Below are 16,767 nucleotides of genomic sequence, written 5' to 3'. Positions count from 1 at the left end.
TGATCACCGGCGAGCCTGATTCGTTTCTGCACATCCGGCCTCGGATTCGGATATACCGGACACGGATGTTCCGGAGCCAGTTGTCGACCAGCTTGAGGAGTACAGAGCGATGAATTCGAACCGCATGCGCAACGTCGGCTTGTTGGCGGCTCCACTTGCTGCTCTCGCCCTTCTCAGCGGTTGCGGCTCGGACGAAACGGGAACGGCCGAGAGTTCACCGGCACCCGCCTCAACCACGAGCGCCTCGGCGCCGACGACCCAGACCGGTACTGCCGCACCTTCGACGACCCATACCGACCACACCCAAACCACAACCTCGACGGCACCCAATCCCGAAGGCTGCGCGATCGGGGAACTGAACGTCACCCTCGGCGAGTCGAGTGGCGCCGCCGGTTCTGTGGAGCTTCCGGTGGTCTTCACCAACACGGGCGGCCGCACGTGCACGCTCGACGGTTTCCCCGGCGTCTCCTATGTCACGGGAGCGTCCGGAAGCGAAGTGGGTGCTGCCGCCGGCCGCTCCGGATCCGGTTCACTCGTATCCCTTGCCCCTGGCTCTGCCGCAACGTCTTTGGTGCGAGCTACGAACGTCGAGAACTACCCGGCAGATCAGTGCGGCGTGACCGACGTTGCGGGACTGAGGGTTTACCCACCTAACAGCTACGACTCGGTCTTCCTCGCCTACCCCACCAAGGGTTGCTCGATGACCGGCGCAAACATCAACCAGCTGACGGTCGCGCCGGTCGCCCGCTGAGTCACGGCTTGAGGCGTCGTAGACCCCAGAGCGCAGGCAGGAGGAACAGGCCTGAAAGGATCAGGACGAGTGCAGCTTCCGTGAACTGGAAACGCCAGAACCGATCACCTGAGTGGTAGCGAACTTCGTAGTGGTCGACGCCGTGTTCCCGCAAACAGATCTCCATCTCTCTGTTCTGCTGCGCTGAGAGCACATCCATGCGGAGGCTGTACTCGGCGCCGGTCTCCTCCGGGCGCTGGTCGTACGGGTTCTCGTCGCCTGATCCACCCCACGTGCACTCGTCGTATTTGATGTCGACCCAGTTACCTCGGAGGTCGACATATCCCTGCGCGAGTTCCCAATTGACCGCGGGAATACTGGTATCGCTCGAATAGTAGGAACTGAATCCGGCGACGGGTGACGTTCGGACACTCGGCTCGGCGTAATCGGGTCGTGCAACCAACTGAAATGCTGCCAGGATCGCAACAACACCGACCATCGTGATCGCCATTGCGCCGATCGAACTACGCACCAGCAAAGCCAGAGCTGCTCCGAGCATGAGTGCCATGAATGTGTATGCACCCAAGACCAGTCCGCTGGATTGAAAGAGCGGATACGACAGGTTCGATATCTCGACGAAAGTCGAACGCCCGGCAACAAATGCATACCGGGAGTTGTCCGGGAGAGATCGAGCCCATTGCAGTGCAAATCCGAGCAATGCCGAAGCCACAGAAATCGGCAGGAAGACGATCAACACCCGGGTCCAGAACCAACGAGTCCGACTGACCGATTGAGTAAGCCCCAATACGTGCGTTCCCTGTTCGATATCCCGCGAAAACACGGTGACACCGATCAACACGCCGAGGAACACCGGCAGAGCCGTCGCAACCACTGTCGTCAGTGTGAGAGCAGTCTCTGCCGTGCAGATAGCGGTGATGTCATCGAAGCAACTGAGAGGCGATCCGAAGAGTTGGGCTTGTCCGCCGCTCTTGATGATCGCACCACTCGACAAGACAATGACTGCTAATGCCGCGAGGAATCCCAACGACACAACGAGCGATGTCCGGTGGTGCCGCCACGTAACCCAGATCATGCCGCCACCATCGTTTCTGCGCTCAGGTGCCCGAGCACCACGTCATCGAGAGTTGCGTCGTCGATCACCCAGCCGGCCCGAGGGCTCGGACGGACTCCCTCCACCACATGAGAATTCGACCGAATCCCCTTGTCGGTATGAATGACCGCGCCGGCGCCGACCACGTCCGAAGGATCGCCGTCCCCGATCAATACGTAATGGGCAGCGATCAATTCATCCAACGGACCGGACAATCTCGCGTTTCCACCGCCCAGTAGAAGTAGTCGATCCGAGACATCCGCCAATTCGGAGACGATGTGTGAAGACAACAGAACCGTGGTGCCGTACTCGGCAACGTCTTCGAGCAGAGTGGTCGCGACGGACCGCCGCGCCACGGGATCAAGATCCGCCAAGGGTTCGTCGAGTAGAAGCAACTGCGGTCTGCGCCCGAGCGCCAAAGCCAGTGCAACCCTGGTTCGTTGACCTGGTGACAGAGTCTTCGCCTTTGCATCGAGAGCAATCCCAGCGCGCTCCACCAGATCCAGAGCGTACTTCGCATCCCACTCGTCGTTGGTGTATGCGCCGAATCGAAGAAGTTCTGCAACAGTGAATTTGGGATACAGCGGCTTGTGCTGAGCGAGGTACGACAGGCCTGGGCAGATGCCGTCCTGATCCGGCGTGCTGCCCAGGACGGAGATCGAACCGTGGTCAGGCATCGTCAACCCGACCGCCAAGGACATCAGAGTGGACTTGCCCGCTCCGTTCACCCCGACCAGGGCAGTGATGCTTCCCGTTGCGACCTCGAAAGTGCAGGCGTCGAGCACCTTCTTCTTGCCGAAGCGCTTGTCCACGTCCTGCATCGTCAGTGCCGATTCTTGCGCAGTCATGATGTCTCCCCCTGCTTTCCGGACGGATCCGATTCGATGAACGTCTTCTCGAGCTCCAAACTCACCAATGCTTCGATGTCCGTGCGCTCGAGTCCGGCGGCCACGGCATCTGCAACCCAACGCGCCAACTCACGACGTAGCGCAGAGCTTTCCGCCATACCGGGCTTGGCCAGGGACTTCACGACGAACGTGCCCAATCCGGGCCTCGGGGCAACAAGTCCGTCGCGCTCGAGTTCCTTGTAGGCCTTCAGGACTGTGTTCGGGTTGATCGCGAGCGCTCCCACGACGTCCTTGGCTGTGGGCAGCCGATCCCCGACTTGGAGATCACCGAGCCTGAGCGCCTGCTTCACCTGAAGGACCAATTGCACGTAAGTGGGAATGCCGGATCGGCGGTCGATACGGAAGTCGATCATCCGAACCCTTTCACTAGTTCATTAGTGGAATAGATATTTACCCTGCCTTGACCTCCCGGGTCAAGCCAGACGACCCCTGTAAAGTGCAGATGCCCCGGTTCACCGGGGTGCCACGCTGCTCGTGTGAAGTTCGGTGAAACCCCGGCACTGTCGACGCAACTGTGAATTCGCCCGTCACTACTCGAGGCGAACGAGTCAGGTCACCGGCCTCGTGGCGACACGATGGTTCTCGGACGAAGGACCGCTCGTGGCGCTTCGCCTCGCGGCCGCGCTGCTCGCGACCCTTCACCACTAGCGGAGGGGTGGCTGTGAGTACTCGGCCGACACGTAGATTCAGATCTGTACTTGCAGCACTGACGGTGAGCACCGCACTGCTTGCCGGTGCCTGCAGTAGCTCGACGTCCGATGCACCCGCAACCACAGCCGCCTCGGACGGCTCGTTCCCGGTGACTGTTGTTTCCGGTCCCACGGATTCCGGCACGGACATCACCATCGAGTCACGTCCGCAGTCGATCGTGTCACTCAGTCCCAGCGCCACCGAGACCCTGTGGGCCGTCGGCGCGGGCGATCAGGTGAAGGCCGTCGACAATCAGTCCGACTACCCGGCCGGTATCCCGGTCACCGATCTCTCGGGCTTTCAACCGAACGTCGAAGCCATCCTCGGCTACGCACCGGATCTGGTGATCGCATCGGATGACATGAACGATCTTGTCTCCGGGCTGCAAAAGGCGAAGGTGCCGACACTCCTACTACCGGCAGCCACAAGCATCGACGACGTCTACGCCCAGATCGAGCGCGTCGCGAAGGCCACCGGCCACGAGGACAAGGGCACCGAAGTTGTCGACACCATGCGCTCGGACATCGACGCCGCTGTCGCCAGTGTTCCTGCGCGCCAACAGCCGCTGACGTACTTCCACGAACTCGACTCCTCGCTCTACACCGTCACGAGCTCGAGCTTCGTCGGGCAGATCTACTCGCTGTTCGGAATGAAGAGCATCGCCGACGCCGCGGGGCAGGGCGACTATCCGCAGCTGTCCGCCGAATTCGTGGTGCAGGCCAATCCCGATCTCATCTTTCTCGCAGACTCCCAATGCTGTGGAGTGACAGCAGAATCCGTCGCCGCCCGGCCCGGGTGGAGCGGCATGAAAGCGGTTACCGGCAACCAGATCCATGTGCTCGACGAAGACCTTTCCAGCCGCTGGGGACCTCGTGTCGCCGATCAGGTGAAGGCCGTCGCGGCCATCGTTGCCCAAGTTCCCGCGGCCTGAGCACTCGATGATCAAAGCCGGTATCTCCCATCATCGGACGGCCGTTCTGCTCGGCGCCGCGCTGATTCTGTGCGCTGCCTTGCTGATCGGTGTTCTGGTGGGGCCGGCCGGTTTGACGCCTGATCGAACCATTCTCGAACTTCTGGACGGAATACCCGGCATCCACCTCGATTCCGGTCTCACCGCGACACAGCAGGCGATTCTCTGGCAGATCCGGCTTCCGCGAGTAGTCCTGGGCGCGTTGGTCGGAGCAATGTTGGCCGTTGCCGGTGCCGCCTACCAGGGCGTGTTCCGAAATCCCTTGGCAGATCCGTATCTCCTCGGAGTTTCCAGCGGAGCCGGACTGGGCGCAACCCTCGCCATCGTTTCGGGTGGAGCGCTGGGCATGTTCGGAATTCCCATGGCCGCCTTCGTCGGCGGTGTGCTGGCCGTGTTCGCAACTTATTCGCTCGGCCGCAGCATTGGCGGGCCGCAGAACGCGGTAGTCATCATCCTCGCCGGTGTCGCAGTCGCAGCGTTCACGAATGCAGCGCAGACTTTTGTCCAGCAGCGGTTCGACGATTCACTCCGCGAGGTCTATTCCTGGCTGCTCGGCGGATTGTCCACCGACGGTTGGTCGGAAGTTCTGGTTGTCTTGCCGTACGTTGCGCTGGCATCTGCCGTCATCCTGGTACATCGACGCGTACTCGACGTGATGGCCGTAGGTGACGTCGAAGCCGCCAGCCTCGGCGTCGACCCGGCCAGATCACGCCTGGTACTGGTGCTCGCCGCAACTCTGGGAACGGCGGCGGTCGTGAGTGCAAGTGGACTCATCGGCTTTGTCGGAATCGTTGTTCCCCATGCGGTTCGACTGGTCGTCGGCCCGTCGCATCGACTGCTTCTCCCCCTGTCACTCATGCTCGGAGCGGCGTTTCTCGTCCTCACCGACGTTGCCGCGCGCACGGTCATGGCACCGGCCGAACTCCCCATCGGGGTTGTGACCGCCATGATCGGCGCTCCGTTCTTCCTTCTGGTTCTGCGCCGCAGCCGGGTCTCGGCATGACCGACAGCGCAGTGCGGTGCCGCGACCTCCGAGTCAACCTCGGCGGCAAGGACGTCGTCGACGGCATCGATCTCGATGTGACACCAGGCGATTGGGTTGCCGTGGTCGGGCCGAACGGCGCCGGCAAGACAACCTTGATGCATGCCCTCGCCGGATTGATTCCGTCTACCGGTGAGCTCTCGGTCGGGGGACTGAGTCCTCGCAATTCCAGCCGCAAGGCGATGTCCGCCGTCGTCGCGTTGATGCCTCAGCGTCCGGTAGTACCCGAGGGCTCAACGGTTAAGGAACTGGTTGCGCTCGGCCGCACTCCCTATCTACGACGCTTCGGAACCGAAACCGCCACTGACCGTTCGGTGATCTCTTCGGTGATCGAGAGGCTCGACCTCACCGAGTTCGCAGATCGACGAGCCACCGAACTTTCCGGTGGCGAATTGCAACGCGTGGTCCTGGCTCGGGCACTGGCCCAAGAACCGCAGGTACTGCTCCTGGACGAACCCACCAGCGCGCTCGACATCGGTCACCAGCAGCAGGTTCTCGACTTGGTGGAGGAACTGCGTGAGGCCGACAACATCACGGTCATCGCCGCGATGCACGACCTCACTCTCGCGGGTCAGTACGGTCGACGAATCGTGCTGCTGGACAAGGGCAGCGTGGTTGCCGACGGCACACCCTCAGCGGTGCTGGAGGCAGACCTCCTCGGCCGCGTGTACGGCGCTCGGGTCGAAATCCTGGACCGGCCCAGCGGTCCCATAGTTGTTCCGATTCGGCAGGAAGGCACCCGCTGATGGAATTGGTGATGCTCGGCACCGGCGCTGCCGACGGTTGGCCGAACCCGTTCTGTACTTGCCCTTCCTGCCTGTCCGCCCTGTCGAGTGAAACCATTCGCGGGCACACTGCTGCCCTGGTGGACAACAGAATCCTGTTGGATTGTGGTCCCGAAGTACCGCGTGCCGCGTCGCGATTCGGTTGCACGCTGGCACACGTGGAACACATCCTGTTGACGCATTCTCATCCCGATCACCTCGGCCCGATGGCATTGCTGTTCCGGTCCTGGGCCTCGCGCACCGAACCACTACAGGTTCTCGGACCACCCGACGCGCTCGCTCTCTGCCGAGACTGGGTGGGCCCGGATGACCCGGTGACCTTCACACCGCTCGAGACCGGCCAGTCGATCATGTTGGGCACCTATCGTGTTCGCGCACTCGAAGCCGCGCACGAAGTACCCACCCTTCTCTACGACATCACCGACGCATCCGGAACCCGAATCTTCTGGGCCACCGACACCGGGCCTCTGCCCGAATCCACTGTCGACGCACTTGCCGACGCGCGTTTCGACGCCGTCTTTCTCGAAGAGACCTTCGGCCACAAAACTGATCACGGCACCGGGCACCATGATCTGCCGAGTTTCGCGGAGACGGTGACCCGACTACGCAATTGCACCGCGATCGCCGATCGAACCGATGTGGTCGCCGTACACCTCGGGCACCACAACCCAGTCGAAAACGAACTCTCGGAAGCACTTCGCTTGTCCGGGGCGCGAGCGGTTCCGGATGGAGCTGTGCTCGAGATCGGGGTAGGACAGGGCCATCGAACTCTGGTCACCGGTGGCGCCCGCTCGGGCAAGTCCACTTACGCGGAGGGCCTGCTTGCCGGCTACCGGAACGTCACGTACATCGCCACCGGGGATCCGCAGGACGACGATCCCGACTGGATCGAACGAATTGCGTCGCATCGCGCGCGGAGGCCGTCGACGTGGACGACGGTAGAGACCTCCGAAGTGACCGAGATTCTCGCGGCCGCAACAACACCGATCCTGCTCGACTGCCTCGGCACGTGGTTGACCGCACGTCTGGACCGACATCAGGCGTGGGCGACAGAAGATCTCAGCGCCGTCCACGCAGATATCGACCGGTTGGCCGACGCCTGGACCGCCTGTCTGGTTCCGATTGTCGCCGTCACGAACGAAGTGGGAAGCGGCGTCGTCCCGGACACGAAGTCCGGGAGACTGTTCCGCGATCTACTCGGTCTGGTGAACAGCCGCATTGCCAGTGAATCGGAGTCCGTGGTCCTGATGACCGCCGGGCTCCCACTGAGCCTGCGCGTGTGACGTCAGAGCAATCCGGTGAGCTGACGCGCACAATCGAGTAGAAAGCCGACCAACTCTCGATCCTCATCTGTCACTCGCCCGCTCGCTCCCTGAACACATAACCCGCCTGCCACCTGGTCTGCGTGATCTCGAACCGGTACTGCCACTGCGGATCGACCCAGGCGGCATTCCTGGTTCTCGAATGCAAAACCCTGCAGGCGAACAGACCTCAGCTGCTCATACAACGCATCGAAATCATCGAGGGTGAACTCCGTGACCCGACGAAGTTCCAAACCCGAAAGTAACCGCTCGTCGTGCGCCAACAGAACCTTCCCCAGCGCATTCGCGTGAAGGTTCTTCGGCAGCGCCGCTATTCCGATGATCTCGTGATCCGGATCCTTGTCGACGAACCGCAAGCGCCCACCGGCGAATGACGCGACGTGCAATCCGAACCTCGTGTGTGTCCGCATGTCCTCGACGCGCTCGTGCAGCGTCGGCGCCGGACCACTCGACGACGCCGCATGCGAGAGCTCGGCAGTCCGACGCCCCAACGCGAACCCTGACAGGTCCGGCACCCGCACGAGAAAGCCCTCCGCCACCAGCAGATTCAGCATTCGGTACGCCGTGGCCGATGGAACGCCTGCAAAAGTGGCGATCTCCTTCGCGGTTGTTCCCGGTCCCAGATGAGCCACCGCCTCGAGCATCCCCAGCGCCTTCTGAACCGCACGCGGTTGTTGTCCACTGAAGTGGGTCTCTTCGCCGATCTGTTTTCCTGATCGTGGACCAGCGGTTGCACGGTCCGCGGTCACCGCCCATGCTCCGGCGAGTCACCCTCGGAGGTCCCACGATCCGGAACGAGTCGCCTTCGCCCGTCACCGTCGATCAGCAGAGTGCCAGCACCGGGCAACAGGTCCGCCGTCTCGACGCTGTCGAAAGCGCCAACCATCAGAAGGCTTTCAGGTCTGGCTCTACGGAGCAATGCGCTCCACACTGTCCCCGACACAGCAACAGCAAGAGCAGCGATCGGCAGTGCCCACATCCCGTGAACCGCACCATCGAGAACGATGTAGACCAGTAGACCCGCACCGGCGGTACTCACGGACAGGGTGCATATCCGGGTCAGCGACGTATGTTCCCCGATTCGGCGCAAGAACTTCCACGAAGCAAAGGCCACCAGCGTGTAAGCGCAGACCAACGCGGTCTCCACCACGCCGTCGAAGGATCCCGAATCGTCGCGAACCGTATCCGAATAGATGAATACGCCTGCCGCACTTACCGCGACGAACGCAAGTACCGCAACGTACGGGGTGCGGAACCGTCTGTGCACGCGAGCGAGCGGCGCAGGCAGTACCCGTTCGATCCCCATCGAGTACAACAACCGCGAACCCGCCTGCGCACAACCGAGAGTGGATGCGAACCAGGAACACGTCATTCCGATCTTGACTGCCAGAACCACCTCCGCGCTGGCCCCGGATGCCGTTCCCTCGAAGTACGCTCCGACGATCGTCGCGCCGTGGCCGGTCATCGCCGCCCAGGCCGCAAAAACGAAGAGAACCCCGCAGATGATCGGCGAAATGAGAACCGTGCGTGTGACGCTGATGAGTGGTCGCTTCGCTTCCGGGCCGAAGAAGGCCGAACTTTCGAAGCCCGCCATGCTGAGCACCGTCAGCATCGCGAGAAACGGAACTGCACTCAGCGACGGATTCGGCAGGGCAACAGCAGTTGTCGTGTCACTGTGCGTCGCCAGCATGACCACGACGATGAGAATCAACGAGCACGCTTCGACGACCAGGATCGCTCGGGTGGCGAACCGGACGCCGCGCACTGCAATCCACGCGACGGCCAGGGCAATCGCCACCGTCGTGATCACCGTCGCGGCAGTTCCTCGCACGTCGGGGCCGACAATGGCGATGGTATCGAGCAGACTCGGAACTGCCTGCGAGAAAACCGAAACCGAGATTCCGAGATACCCGAGTACCAGTGCGGCTCCCGCCGTCAGTGTCGCCCGGATACCGGAGCCTTGGAAGACGAAGCTGTACAACGATCCTGCTGCGGCCAGTCTCCGCGTGAATTGAGTGATGCAGAACGCAACGAGAAACACCGCCGAAGTTGTCGCAGCAATCGCAGCCAACCCGACGTAGCCGGGACTGTAGGTGATCATCCACAGGGCGATGAACACCATTCCCGTTGCCGGAGCGATCGTGGAGAGTGATTGCCCCAACAGGTCGATCGGGGTCAAACGTCCTCGTCCGAGACCACGGAGCGGGGAGAACACGGGCTCACTGTGTTGATCCGCATTCTGCGCTCGCGTGATCGCCGCACGCAGTGCCGCACTCACGGCCATGTGTCACCGTCCGTCGCGTCCAGGCCCGAACCTACGAGCGAATTGTCAGAATTCGGTCAAGTTAGTCCGCTTATGTTTCCGCGCAGTTTCCACGATGGCGCGCACAGAACTTTCAAGTGAGAATCCGACTCTGTTTCCCACCCAGCGTCATGCCGGATCAAGGGCGGCCGACGGTATCCGGCCCCTCCGGCAGCACCTTGACCTGTGAGTTCTCCGATTCTCACACGACAACTGCTCTCTCAGTTGCACCTCGTCCAGGCGTAGCGCGGTCGACGCGGGTTCGCAGCATCGCCCGTACAGGATGTGTCCCACACACCACCGGCACTACCCGAGAGGAACGGAGGAAGCATGGACTTGGTCAGCGCCACCACTTCGACGATCATCGGATTTGTTCTCCTGCTCGCCGGCATTCCCAAGCTGAACGACCACGACGGGGTCCTTCGTTCGGTGCGCGGATACAAAGTGTTGCCGGTGCGACTCGAAGTACCGATCGCTCGCATCCTTCCCGTCACGGAAACCGTCGTAGGCATCCTTCTGGTTCTCGGCGTGGCCCATCGCCTCGCCGCCTTGGTTGCTGCCGTCATGTTCGCGTCGTTCTTCACGGGCCTCACGATCAACCTCCTGCGTGGGCGACGCGATCTGGACTGCGGATGTTTTGCATTCGGAGTCGGCGAGATTCCGCGTATCGGATGGTTCCACGCCCTTCGCGCCGGAACACTCACGGTGATCGCTGTGGCACTGTCGGTCACCGCCGGACAGGCTGAGATCGGCGTCCAGGTCGTGGCGGCGACCTTCGGGTTCCTCCTCGTTCTGGCTGGAGTTGCGCTCGCACAGATTCGTTCGGTGGTCCACCTCGGACGACGCCCGGTCGACGACTACCTGTCGAGCGCCTCCATCCGCCTCCGAACCGCCGAAACCGCGTCGCGGTACGGCTCGTGACTCACATCCCCACCACTGAAAACTCGAAGGCAGGACTACCACGATGACCACTTTCCTCCTTGTCGCGACAGTGATCCTGGTGATCGCCGTAGCCGTACTGTTCTTGATGGTTCTTGCTCTGGCTCGTGAAATCGGCCGCGTACAAGTACGTCTCGGACCTCTCGGTGCCCGGATGATGGATACCGGCCCCAAGGTCGAACAGGCCGGCCCGTCGTTTGCCGGTCTCATCGATCAGGAAGGACGGACCGTCGGAGTCGGTGGTCACCGCGACAAACCTCAACTCCTGCTGTTCACAGCACCGAGTTGCTCGACGTGCAAGAGCCTTCTTCCCGGCGTAAGGGCAATGGCCCGAGCCGAATCGGATCTCGACGTGATCATCATCTCCGACGGAACACCCGAAGAGCATCGCGAGTTCCTGGCCGGCAGCGGGATCGGTTCCGAGCTCAGTTACATCGACGCTCGAGACGTCGGTATCGCATACCAGGTGGGCACCACTCCGTACGGCGTGATTCTCGACGAGCACGGCAAGATCCGAGGAAAGGGCCTGTGCAATCACATGGCTCAGGTGGAAAGCCTGCTCAATGCGCTCGAATCCGGCACCCCCTCACTCCAGCACCTTCATGCCCAGGCGAAATCCGGCAGCGCGGCCTGATCTTCCTGCACAGTTCGATCCTCTTCACGAATCAGGAGAAAATCGTTGGACGACAATGAATTCCCGCAGCACAACATGACGGAGAATCGATATCCCGTCGACGAGGCGACAGTTCAGGCCCAGGCCGAATGGATGGCGGGCCAGGGCGGTTCGCTCACCAGTCGAACCGGACGTAAACTCTCCGAACGAGTTTCGCGGCGATCCATGATCAGTCGGATCGGCAAGTGGACCATGGGTGTGTCAGGAGTGGCACTGATCAGCACACTTCCTGTGACACGTAGTGCCTTCGCCCAAGAGCCCGAGGTTCCTGCGCCGGCACCTGGCCCCGAACCTCTTGTCCCTGTCTACGACGGTAAAGATCCGGCCGAGTGCGAGTACTGGCGCTGGTGCAACATGGACGGAACGTCCTGTGCCGCATGCAACGGCGGCGGTGTCACCACCTGCGCCCCCGGCAGCAAGCCCGGCGCAGAGTTCTGGGTCGGATGCTGCACCAACCCTGATACCGGCAAGACCTATCTGATCGCCTACTACGACTGCTGCGGTGCACCTTCGTGTTCCAACGCATTCTGCGGCGAACCGGACATGCAGGCCGTGATGTACAACCCGGTCTCCGGAAGCTACGACCAGGAAATCATCTGGTGTGTCTCCGACGAGTCTCAGGCATACACCTGCACGATGGCGCCCATCATCGGTGAGGACTGCCAGACTCGACCGGCCGAGCGCCCCAAGGTCGGTGCCGGATCATGAGCAGTTCGCGAACCCGAAAACTGGCGCGCCCCGCCGTTGCCGTCATCCCACTCACCGTCGTACTCGCGCTGGCCGGTTGCAGTTCGTCCGACAACGACGAACCTTCCAGCGCAGGCGATGTCACCTATCCGACAGTTCCGTTCACTGCTCCGGGCGAGGGAATCTCCCTCGGTCACGACGACCAGGAAATCGGCGATACCATTCCCGAGCCATTGCACGTCGGTTCGATCACCCCGATCGCAGCTGACCGCTTGCTGGGCGTCGAAGGTGGATTCGGCCAACTCGAGCTCAGCGTCAACGTCATCGATCCGAAAACCGGTGTGGCCGAAAGCCGAATCACCGTCGGCCCGGGTATCTGGGATCCGGTCATTCACGGATTCGTCGGGGATTCCGCCGAGGATCCTGCGGTGCTCGCTGCCGAGGTGTGGCGCCCCCGAGGTTCACGCGGCGCAGCAGATTTCACGGTCAGCACCTACTCCGGAAACCTGCTGGAACCAGCCGAGGTCATGCTTCCGGACGTCGCACGCGTACATTCCCGTCCCGGCTCGAACGCCGTGACGTCCGACGGCAAGTTCTTCGTCACGTGGGACGACGGTTTGTACGGCATCAGAGTGGTCGACCTCGAGAAGAAGGAAGCGACCGGTGCACTCCAGATAGTCGGCTGCGGTCCGTTCACGTGGATGGTCGATCACGAGCTGTACAGCGTCTGCGAGGACACCCGGGAACTGCTGCACGTCACGATCGGTGACGACGGTGTTCCGAAGGAAACCGCCCGAAGCAAGGTCCTACCCGAGGATTTTGTCTCCACCCGCAAGGTCACGTGGGCATCGGAAGCACAAAAAGCCTTGCTGGTCAGTGAGAACGGCGATGTGTACGTCTTCGACTTCTCCAACGGACTCCTTCAGGAAGGTGTCAAGCCGATCGGAAACGCCGGGCAGGATTCCGGCCGATTCTCGGAGAACGTCATCAATGCCGACGCAACCCGGCTCGCAATCGCGTACACGGACACGGCTATTCATCCGGACTCTGCTCGGGGAGGCTCACTGGTCAAGATCGACTTGTCCGACGCAACGACCTTCGCCCCGGTGAAGAGCTTGACGCTGGCAGACCTCGGCTTGACGGACATCAAGAGCATGACCTTTTCCGTCGACGGCGCCACGTTCTACGTGCTCGGTACCGGACCTGAGGTCGAAGGCTCCGCTCCGCAGAAGATCGTGGGTTACAACGCGAGCACCGGCGAGCAGGTCAGTTCCGTCGATGTCTCGGGCAACGTCGGTGATGTCAGCGGGTTGATCACACCAGAAGTACTCCGATGAGTCGTCCCGGATCCGGTGTGGTGATGGGCCGGCGCCGCTTCCTGAGTTTGGGAGCACTCGGCGCCGGAGCACTCGGGCTCGGCGCGATGGGGACGATTGCCGGATGCAGTTCCACTGCAGCATCTCCGACGCCCACGACCGATCTCGACTACATTCTGCCCACCGACCCCGAAGTTGCCGCCGCAGAATCGGCGCGAGCCTGGAACGGGACCACCGCTGCGTTTGCCCTTGCCGCCGGATTCTCGACGGTAGATCTTGGCGGACGCCTCGTGGACACGTGGACGTACGGAGGCGCTGCGGTGGCTCCGGAACTTCGACTGAAGTCCGGTGACCGGGTGAACGTCAGCGTCCAGAACGGCCTCGATGCCGAAACAACACTGCACTGGCACGGAATTCGAATCCGCAACGACATGGACGGCGCGGCACCCACCACGCAGGCCCCCATCGGCGCCGGTTCGAGTTTCGAGTACAACTTCATCGCACCGGATCCGGGAACGTACTGGTACCACTCGCACAGCGGATTACAAGCCGATCGGGGGCTCTTCGGCGCCATGATCGTCGAGGATCCGAACGACATCACCGGGGCCGACGCCGATGCCGTTCTGGTGCTCGACGACTGGCTCGACGGATTGGGTACCACACCGGATTCCGTCCTGATGGCCCTGAACCCGGCAATTTCGGGCGGGCACGGCGGACACGGCGGTGGGGCAACGACTCCGGCGGAACACTCGGAAGCCGACATGTCTTTCGCGCAACAGTTGGTGAGCGGTGGACACGGTTCTTCCGAACCACTCGGCGGGATGACTCAACACATCGCGTATCCACTGCACTTGATCAACGGGCGGCCACCCAACGATCCTGCTGTCGTCACTGCAGCGCCCGGTTCGACCCTTCGACTGCGAATCATCAACGCAGCCGCCGAAACTCCGTATCGGTTTGCGGTGGCCGGTCACGAGATGACAATCGTCGCTACCGATGGCTACGACGTGGAACCAACTCCCGCCGACACCATCATCGTCGGAATGGCCCAACGCTACGACGTACTGGTGACGGTGAAGTCGGGAACATGGCCGGTGGTGGCGAAGGTCGAGGGCCGAGATGGTTATGCGTCGACCGTCCTACGCAGCACCGACGCGTTGGCGCTGGCGAATCCGGATGTGGGCGGAAACCTCTCGGAACTGGCCGGCCGACTGGTCACCGAAAGCGAACTCCGGCCCACGGAATCCGCACGGCTCGAGACGAAGTCGCCTGATCGCGACTACCACATCGAATTGATCCAGGCCGGCGATCGGTACGTCTGGGGAATGGCGGGAGCCGATGCGGGCAAGCTCGTCATCAAACAGGGCGAACGGGTCCGGATCACGATGAAGAACACGTCCACGATGTGGCACCCCATGCACACCCACGGCCACACGTTTGCGGTACCGGATTACGGCGGACTTCGCCGCGACACCGTCAACGTCCTACCCGGCACCGAGCTTGCCATCGAGTTCGACGCCGACAATCCCGGCGAGTGGATGTTCCACTGCCACAACGCCTACCACTTCGAGGCCGGCATGACGGCAAATCTGCGTTACGTCCGCTGACAAGTCGAAGAATGGAGAGAACACCTCATGAAGAAACTCGTTCCCGCTTTCCTGGCCGCGTGCGCCGCCCTGAGCCTCACCGCCTGCAGTAGTGATGCCGGTGCGTCGTCGGACGAACCTGCAGTCGTGATCGAGGTGAAGAACATGGCGTACACACCGGCATCGGTCACCATCGAGAAGGGACAGACCGTCGAATGGAAGTTCGACGACAGCGGACTCCCCCACGACGTGGTCGGCAACGGTGATCTCGACGGGAAACTGAAGAGCGAGTTGCTCACCGAGGGAACCTTCTCGTACACGTTCGACGACGCCGGAACCTTCACCTACCACTGCACGCCCCATCCGATGATGGTGGGCACCGTGATCGTTCAATAGTGAGGAGGTGGATCGTCGGCTTCGGCCTCGCTGTCGCGGCGACGTGTGTCCCAGCTTGCGGCACAGAAGATCCCGTCCCCGACGTGGTGGTCGAGATCAGCAATGTTCAGTTCAGCCCGATGGACGTCACCGTGGAACACGGCGGCACCGTCGAGTGGCGCTTCGACGACGGTGGACTCCTGCATCATGTGGAATCACCCGGCCTGTTCGACAGTGGTATCACCGGAGACGGAACGTTCCGGCACACGTTCGAGAGCGTCGGCGTCTACGAGTATTCGTGCTCCGTCCACCCGTACATGATCGGCGTCATCACAGTGCTGTGAACTCTGGCTCATCACTTTTCGCTGCGACTTCGGCTCAACACTTTTCCTGAACCACAAACACTTCGGAGGATCTGATGACTACTGTTCTCTCACACGGCCCACTGCAGACCGATGTCCCTGACATCCGGCCGACCCTTCAAGGCTCGGTCGGCACCGCGACCCGTGTCAGCCTCGTCGCTGCGGGCGCTGCTGCGGGTGCCGGCCTCACACTCGTGGCCACGCCATCTGCGACAACAGCTTTGACCACAGCTGTTATCGGCGCCGGACTGGTTACGTCGCTGGCTGCGAACTGGTCGACCTGCGGAATGTCCGTCGCCGGAGTTGTTGCCGCGCCGAAGCAGGTCGATCGGAAGGGATCCTCGACTCCCGTCCGCCGACTCGGCTGGCACGCTCTGGGTTCGGTCACGACGGGAGCCGCCACCGGGGCATTGATCGGCACTCTCGGTGCGGCGATGTCCGGGTACATCCCGATCAGCTGGGCACTGGGCATCTGGGCCGTCGTCGCGGTTGCGTACGGGCTGCACGAGTTGGGTGCAGTGAGGATGCCGACTCCGATGCGGCGCCAACAGCTTCCGCGCCATCTGCGCCGCACAATGGCGCCCTGGAAAGTCTCGCTGATCTTCGGCGCGATCATCGGTCCGGGATTTCTGATCTTCATCCGCTCGAGTGCGTACTACCTCCTGGCACTCGGCGTCATGGCTTCGGGTTCACCGGCTCTCGGGGCGGCGCTGTTCACGGTCGTATCCCTTGGCCGCTGCATGCCCAGCCTCGCGGCAATCGTGCACACCAAGCGTGGTGGCTCGATGCCGGGATTCCTCTCGATCATGTGCGTCGTGGACCGTCGCGTGCAGAGCGTCACCGGTGCGGCATTGATCGCACTGGGAGCATTCGCCGCCGCAGCACTGATCTGACTGTCGAGCTAGCACCCTTCACCTCGAGTGAACACACGCCCCGACTCTCCGGAGCGTGTGTTCACTCGACAGAAAC

At 62.1% G+C, this 16,767-nt stretch carries 18 protein-coding genes; 13 read left to right on the top strand and 5 right to left on the bottom strand.

Annotation, left to right across the window (positions count from 1 at the left end; translation table 11 throughout):
- Positions 1-109: 109 nt before the first annotated feature.
- Positions 110-751 carry a DUF4232 domain-containing protein gene (locus B0E55_RS13320; protein WP_029256395.1) on the top strand — a complete coding sequence of 214 codons (642 nt, stop codon included), beginning with the start codon at positions 110-112 and terminating at the stop codon, positions 749-751.
- A 1-nt stretch (position 752) separates the two neighbouring features.
- Here the strand turns inward: B0E55_RS13320 and B0E55_RS13315 are convergent, their stop codons facing one another.
- The 3 genes from B0E55_RS13315 to B0E55_RS13305 are packed head-to-tail and all read right to left on the bottom strand — an operon-like array spanning position 753 to position 3,102.
- Positions 753-1,823 (bottom strand): ABC transporter permease, encoded by a 1,071-nt coding sequence (locus tag B0E55_RS13315; protein WP_241896060.1) that lies wholly within the window; start codon positions 1,821-1,823, stop codon positions 753-755.
- The gene (locus B0E55_RS13310; protein WP_080909865.1) at positions 1,820-2,689 is read right to left on the bottom strand and encodes an ABC transporter ATP-binding protein; all 870 of its coding nucleotides are present in this window, start codon (positions 2,687-2,689) and stop codon (positions 1,820-1,822) included. Before B0E55_RS13310 ends, B0E55_RS13315 begins: the two co-directional genes overlap by 4 nt.
- Positions 2,686-3,102, bottom strand: coding sequence for a GntR family transcriptional regulator (locus tag B0E55_RS13305; protein WP_007729675.1), 417 nt, complete (start codon positions 3,100-3,102; stop codon positions 2,686-2,688). Before B0E55_RS13305 ends, B0E55_RS13310 begins: the two co-directional genes overlap by 4 nt.
- A gap of 308 nt (positions 3,103-3,410) precedes the next feature.
- On the opposite strand from B0E55_RS13305, the gene B0E55_RS13300 reads away from it, so the two are divergent.
- From B0E55_RS13300 to B0E55_RS13285, 4 genes are read left to right on the top strand one after another with little or no spacing between them, the layout of a single operon-like run.
- Positions 3,411-4,370: an ABC transporter substrate-binding protein gene (locus B0E55_RS13300; protein WP_020970983.1), complete on the top strand. Its 960-nt coding sequence runs from the start codon at positions 3,411-3,413 to the stop codon at positions 4,368-4,370.
- 7 nt (positions 4,371-4,377) lie between these two features.
- Complete coding sequence (locus B0E55_RS13295; RefSeq protein WP_020970984.1) at positions 4,378-5,412, top strand: FecCD family ABC transporter permease; 1,035 nt, start codon at positions 4,378-4,380, stop codon at positions 5,410-5,412.
- Positions 5,409-6,197 (top strand): ABC transporter ATP-binding protein, encoded by a 789-nt coding sequence (locus B0E55_RS13290; protein WP_020970985.1) that lies wholly within the window; start codon positions 5,409-5,411, stop codon positions 6,195-6,197. The genes B0E55_RS13295 and B0E55_RS13290 overlap by 4 nt, the downstream gene beginning before the upstream one ends.
- A complete protein-coding gene (locus tag B0E55_RS13285; RefSeq protein WP_080909864.1) occupies positions 6,197-7,519 on the top strand; it encodes a bifunctional adenosylcobinamide kinase/adenosylcobinamide-phosphate guanylyltransferase in 1,323 nt (440 codons plus the stop codon). Before B0E55_RS13290 ends, B0E55_RS13285 begins: the two co-directional genes overlap by 1 nt.
- 2 nt (positions 7,520-7,521) lie before the next feature.
- On the opposite strand, the gene B0E55_RS13280 is transcribed toward B0E55_RS13285, so the two are convergent.
- Together B0E55_RS13280 and B0E55_RS13275 are read right to left on the bottom strand one after the other, a co-directional pair.
- Positions 7,522-8,307 carry an IclR family transcriptional regulator gene (locus tag B0E55_RS13280; protein WP_021331824.1) on the bottom strand — a complete coding sequence of 262 codons (786 nt, stop codon included), beginning with the start codon at positions 8,305-8,307 and terminating at the stop codon, positions 7,522-7,524.
- Entirely contained in the window at positions 8,304-9,842 is a 1,539-nt protein-coding gene (locus tag B0E55_RS13275; protein WP_080909863.1) for an APC family permease, read from the bottom strand. Before B0E55_RS13275 ends, B0E55_RS13280 begins: the two co-directional genes overlap by 4 nt.
- A 348-nt stretch (positions 9,843-10,190) precedes the next feature.
- On the opposite strand from B0E55_RS13275, the gene B0E55_RS13270 reads away from it, so the two are divergent.
- The 8 genes from B0E55_RS13270 to B0E55_RS13235 all read left to right on the top strand — a co-directional run bounded on the left by B0E55_RS13270 (position 10,191) and on the right by B0E55_RS13235 (position 16,691).
- Positions 10,191-10,781 (top strand): MauE/DoxX family redox-associated membrane protein, encoded by a 591-nt coding sequence (locus B0E55_RS13270; RefSeq protein WP_029256401.1) that lies wholly within the window; start codon positions 10,191-10,193, stop codon positions 10,779-10,781.
- Positions 10,782-10,824: 43 nt separating this feature from the next.
- Entirely contained in the window at positions 10,825-11,433 is a 609-nt protein-coding gene (locus tag B0E55_RS13265) for a redoxin domain-containing protein (RefSeq protein ID WP_019745575.1), read from the top strand.
- Positions 11,434-11,508: 75 nt separating this feature from the next.
- Complete coding sequence (locus B0E55_RS13260; protein ID WP_029256402.1) at positions 11,509-12,180, top strand: methylamine dehydrogenase light chain; 672 nt, start codon at positions 11,509-11,511, stop codon at positions 12,178-12,180.
- The gene (locus B0E55_RS13255; protein ID WP_080909862.1) at positions 12,177-13,496 is read left to right on the top strand and encodes a hypothetical protein; all 1,320 of its coding nucleotides are present in this window, start codon (positions 12,177-12,179) and stop codon (positions 13,494-13,496) included. The genes B0E55_RS13260 and B0E55_RS13255 overlap by 4 nt, the downstream gene beginning before the upstream one ends.
- The gene (locus tag B0E55_RS13250; protein WP_080909861.1) at positions 13,493-15,082 is read left to right on the top strand and encodes a multicopper oxidase family protein; all 1,590 of its coding nucleotides are present in this window, start codon (positions 13,493-13,495) and stop codon (positions 15,080-15,082) included. Before B0E55_RS13255 ends, B0E55_RS13250 begins: the two co-directional genes overlap by 4 nt.
- 27 nt (positions 15,083-15,109) lie before the next feature.
- Positions 15,110-15,457 (top strand): plastocyanin/azurin family copper-binding protein, encoded by a 348-nt coding sequence (locus tag B0E55_RS13245; RefSeq protein WP_003940240.1) that lies wholly within the window; start codon positions 15,110-15,112, stop codon positions 15,455-15,457.
- Positions 15,457-15,780 carry a cupredoxin domain-containing protein gene (locus B0E55_RS13240; protein WP_019745578.1) on the top strand — a complete coding sequence of 108 codons (324 nt, stop codon included), beginning with the start codon at positions 15,457-15,459 and terminating at the stop codon, positions 15,778-15,780. The genes B0E55_RS13245 and B0E55_RS13240 overlap by 1 nt, the downstream gene beginning before the upstream one ends.
- Positions 15,781-15,854: 74 nt before the next feature.
- Positions 15,855-16,691 (top strand): methylamine utilization protein, encoded by an 837-nt coding sequence (locus B0E55_RS13235; protein ID WP_080909860.1) that lies wholly within the window; start codon positions 15,855-15,857, stop codon positions 16,689-16,691.
- Positions 16,692-16,767: the final 76 nt, after the last annotated feature.

Source organism: Rhodococcus sp. 66b (genome assembly GCF_002076325.1).
Taxonomy (GTDB): domain Bacteria; phylum Actinomycetota; class Actinomycetes; order Mycobacteriales; family Mycobacteriaceae; genus Rhodococcus_F; species Rhodococcus_F erythropolis.
This window is presented reverse-complemented; position numbering and strand designations above follow the sequence as displayed.

Bases quoted from the DNA above. Each gene is read 5' to 3' on its own strand.
- B0E55_RS13255 (WP_080909862.1), top strand. From the start codon at position 12,177: ATGAGCAGTTCGCGAACCCGAAAACTGGCGCGCCCCGCCGTTGCCGTC.
- B0E55_RS13265 (WP_019745575.1), top strand. From the start codon at position 10,825: ATGACCACTTTCCTCCTTGTCGCGACAGTGATCCTGGTGATCGCCGTA.
- B0E55_RS13275 (WP_080909863.1), bottom strand. From the start codon at position 9,842: ATGGCCGTGAGTGCGGCACTGCGTGCGGCGATCACGCGAGCGCAGAAT.
- B0E55_RS13260 (WP_029256402.1), top strand. From the start codon at position 11,509: ATGACGGAGAATCGATATCCCGTCGACGAGGCGACAGTTCAGGCCCAG.
- B0E55_RS13235 (WP_080909860.1), top strand. From the start codon at position 15,855: ATGACTACTGTTCTCTCACACGGCCCACTGCAGACCGATGTCCCTGAC.
- B0E55_RS13290 (WP_020970985.1), top strand. From the start codon at position 5,409: ATGACCGACAGCGCAGTGCGGTGCCGCGACCTCCGAGTCAACCTCGGC.
- B0E55_RS13315 (WP_241896060.1), bottom strand. From the start codon at position 1,823: ATGATCTGGGTTACGTGGCGGCACCACCGGACATCGCTCGTTGTGTCG.
- B0E55_RS13305 (WP_007729675.1), bottom strand. From the start codon at position 3,102: ATGATCGACTTCCGTATCGACCGCCGATCCGGCATTCCCACTTACGTG.
- B0E55_RS13270 (WP_029256401.1), top strand. From the start codon at position 10,191: ATGGACTTGGTCAGCGCCACCACTTCGACGATCATCGGATTTGTTCTC.
- B0E55_RS13310 (WP_080909865.1), bottom strand. From the start codon at position 2,689: ATGACTGCGCAAGAATCGGCACTGACGATGCAGGACGTGGACAAGCGC.
- B0E55_RS13295 (WP_020970984.1), top strand. From the start codon at position 4,378: ATGATCAAAGCCGGTATCTCCCATCATCGGACGGCCGTTCTGCTCGGC.
- B0E55_RS13285 (WP_080909864.1), top strand. From the start codon at position 6,197: ATGGAATTGGTGATGCTCGGCACCGGCGCTGCCGACGGTTGGCCGAAC.
- B0E55_RS13245 (WP_003940240.1), top strand. From the start codon at position 15,110: ATGAAGAAACTCGTTCCCGCTTTCCTGGCCGCGTGCGCCGCCCTGAGC.
- B0E55_RS13250 (WP_080909861.1), top strand. From the start codon at position 13,493: ATGAGTCGTCCCGGATCCGGTGTGGTGATGGGCCGGCGCCGCTTCCTG.
- B0E55_RS13320 (WP_029256395.1), top strand. From the start codon at position 110: ATGAATTCGAACCGCATGCGCAACGTCGGCTTGTTGGCGGCTCCACTT.